Raw genomic sequence first — 2,855 nt, 5'->3', positions numbered from 1 at the left:
CGCGTCGGCGGGGACGAACTGAAAAATGGCCTTCGCCAAGCGCGTGGCCGACCGCATCATCTACATGCACCAGGGCACCGTATGGGAAGTCGGCCCGGGTGAGATGCTGGACAACCCAAAGACACCGGAATTGCATGCCTTCCTCAATAACGGCCTGTAATCCATAGGTAGCTTTTCATTGCAACACAATCAAACCAAGGAGACCTGCATGAAACTGAATCACCGTTTAGGCCACGCTTTTGCTCGCACCTGCATCGCTGCGCTGCTGACCGCCGGCCTGGCCCACGCCGCCATGGCCGACCAGCTGGACGACATCAAGAAGGCCGGCAAGCAGGCGCACCGCTAGCGTGAGAGCAGCAACGGTGCTCGCAAGCCGATCGTTGGGCGTCGGCGCAGCCAGCCTTGCAGCAACGTCGCCAGCACCAGTGTTGGCAACGCCGCCAACAGCATGTTCAATTGCTCGCCATAGGATCGGAAATCAACCGGTCGCGCCAGATGGTACAGACAGTTGACCGCATCGCCGACCACGCCTAACAACGCCGGGCTTGCGATATCGGCAATCGTGGCGGCAATAAAGAACAGCAGGTGCGCAACGACCGTCAGCGTCGCCAGCGCAGCGCGGTTGGACCACGACAATGCCGCCGGGTCATCGCCACTCACCGCGCTTCCGAGCCTGCGCATCGCAGCCCGGAATCCCACCGAAGCAAGATACGGCGGGCCGCACAGGATCGTCGTCGCCGCCAGCGTGTGCCACAGGCTGCCGCGGTCTTTAAGCATGAGATGGTCGAGCGTCAGAATGAAAGCAACCAACCCGGCCGCCACTGCCCGCCAGCGACGACGGCGATACTGCCAATACAGCATTGCAGGCAGCACCGCACACAGCACTCCCATCAGCAAAAACTGCGCGACGCCGGTGGTGTAGGCGCTCACCGCCGTATCCATCCCGAAGAAATTCGGCAGCGTGAAAAATCCGCCGGGCGTCCGGCACAACGATGTTTTGAACGGTGGCATGGATATCCAGGTAGGCGGGATTCAGTCGTTTTTTTCGTCCAACTCCGGCCACAGCCTGGCCCAGTCGTCGGGGAAAAGGTCTTTACGGGTGATCAATCCCTGCGACGCGCTTTCCAGACAAACCGCAATCCGCGGTGAACACGAGCGGTTGCCATAGCCGATCTGGCGCAGGTAGTCGAACGAGGTCTCACAGTACGCGGCAAGTGCGGCGCGCCTGTCCATCGGAACGGAATTGAGATATTCAATCAATGTCATAACGACAATTTAGCATCTGCTACAGACAAGTCAAGCAAAAGCTAATTTACCAAATGCTAAATTTGCGTTCAAATGCAGGCATGGACATGCATGAACATCGACGGAAACGTTTGCTTGCGTTGATCGCGGATCGCTATGGCAGCGACCGCCGACGGATTTGCGACGACAGCGGCATGAGCGAGTCGCGCCTGGCGCAATTGCTCTCGTCGCGTTACCGGCACGGCCGGGGCTTCGGCGAGAAAGCCGCCCGCGCGCTGGAAGAGCGCCTGCACCTCGGCACCCTGTATTTCGACCAGTTTGCCGTCGGCGAGATGGCGCCGCCCTATCTCGTGCGCCAGACGTCCAAAACGGAAGCCGACGACGCCGTCACCATCCGGCAGGTGGTACTGAAGCTGACCGCAGGCTCCTCCAGCACAGGCAGGCAGGAGATCGCGCCGACGCTGTGCCAGTGGAAATTTCCAAAAAGCTGGCTCAAGGCGCACGGCCTGCGTGCCGATGAATTGTTCGCTGTCGCCGTAACCGGCGCCGGCATGGCGCCGCGTCTGCATGAAGGCGACGTCGTCGTGGTCAACAGCGGCGACACCGCTTTGCAGGATGGCGCGGTCTACCTGATCAACTACCGCGGCGAAGCCATCATCAAACGCCTGGCGCTGGACCTCGGGCGCTGGTTCATGACCTCCGACAACAGCGCCGGCAAGCGCTACCCTCGCCTTGAATTCGATCAGCCCGACTGCATTTTGCTGGGACGCGTCATCGTGCTCGCCAGCGCGCGGTTCTGAATCCCGGCTGCACTCAGGCGCGCGGCATGTGCCTCAGGCTCCAGCCCCAGAACAGCAAGCCGAGCACACTGACGCCGGCCCCCAGCATACACACGCCGGCCCATCCCCACGCAGCGAACGCCGCAGTCGACGACACCGCCCCAGCGCCACTGCCCACCGCATAGAAAATCATGTAGCAAGCCACCAATCGGCTATGCGCGGTAGCACTCGCGCGAAAAATCATGCTCTGATTCGTGACATGGATCGCCTGCGCCGCCAGGTCCAGCAGCAGCACGCCCGCCGCCAGCGCCCACAGGCTCCACGACAGCAGCGACAAAGGCAGCCAGGCAGTCGCCAGCAACGCCAGCGCCACGCCGCTGGTCCACTGACCGCGCCCGCGGTCGGCCCAACTGCCAGCCTTGGCCGCGCCCAGCGTGCCGACCACGCCAATCAGGCCGAAGGCGCCGATCGCCGCATGCGACAAGGAATACGGCGGCGCGCGCAGAGGCAACACCAGCGCGCTCCAGAAAATGTTCAGCACGGCAAACATCAGCATCGCGATGACGCCGCGAATTTGCAGAACGCGGTCATGCAGCATCAGCGTGGCCATTGACGCCAGCAGTTGCCCATACGACAAGCGAGCGGCGCCGCCATCCGCAGGACGGTGCGGCAGGCGGCCATGCAACAGCGCCAGCATCAGCAGGGCCAGTACCGCCGACACCGCGTACACCATGCGCCAGCCGGCAACGTCGGCGATCATCCCGGCCAAGGTGCGCGCCAACAGCAGTCCGATCACCACGCCTGCCTGCGCCGTGCCGACCACGCGGCCGC

At 62.8% G+C, this 2,855-nt stretch carries 5 protein-coding genes and 1 pseudogene; 3 read left to right on the top strand and 3 right to left on the bottom strand.

What is annotated here, in order from left to right; all coding sequences use genetic code 11:
- Positions 1-22: 22 nt before the first annotated feature.
- Positions 23-160, top strand: a pseudogene (locus HLUSI_RS31255) (amino acid ABC transporter ATP-binding protein); the annotation flags it as partial.
- A gap of 48 nt (positions 161-208) precedes the next feature.
- A complete protein-coding gene (locus tag HLUSI_RS32310) occupies positions 209-346 on the top strand; it encodes a hypothetical protein (RefSeq protein ID WP_016832471.1) in 138 nt (45 codons plus the stop codon).
- On the opposite strand, the gene HLUSI_RS0102485 is transcribed toward HLUSI_RS32310, so the two are convergent.
- Entirely contained in the window at positions 343-1,011 is a 669-nt protein-coding gene (locus tag HLUSI_RS0102485; protein WP_016832470.1) for a hypothetical protein, read from the bottom strand. The genes HLUSI_RS32310 and HLUSI_RS0102485 overlap by 4 nt on opposite strands.
- A gap of 21 nt (positions 1,012-1,032) precedes the next feature.
- Positions 1,033-1,266: a transcriptional regulator gene (locus tag HLUSI_RS0102480; RefSeq protein ID WP_016832469.1), complete on the bottom strand. Its 234-nt coding sequence runs from the start codon at positions 1,264-1,266 to the stop codon at positions 1,033-1,035.
- 110 nt (positions 1,267-1,376) lie between these two features.
- Between HLUSI_RS0102480 and HLUSI_RS0102475 the strand changes: the two genes are divergently transcribed.
- On the top strand, positions 1,377-2,045 hold the full coding sequence (locus tag HLUSI_RS0102475) for a S24 family peptidase (protein WP_238533905.1): 669 nt from the start codon (positions 1,377-1,379) through the stop codon (positions 2,043-2,045).
- Between the two features lie 13 nt (positions 2,046-2,058).
- On the opposite strand, the gene HLUSI_RS0102470 is transcribed toward HLUSI_RS0102475, so the two are convergent.
- Positions 2,059-2,855 (bottom strand): MFS transporter (locus tag HLUSI_RS0102470; protein ID WP_016832467.1); only part of this gene is annotated, 797 nt, incomplete at its 5' end.

The sequence above is a fragment of the Herbaspirillum lusitanum P6-12 genome (assembly GCF_000256565.1).
GTDB lineage: Bacteria > Pseudomonadota > Gammaproteobacteria > Burkholderiales > Burkholderiaceae_D > Herbaspirillum > Herbaspirillum lusitanum.
Note: the sequence above shows the minus strand (reverse complement) of the source record. Positions and strands in the feature narration are given on the sequence as shown.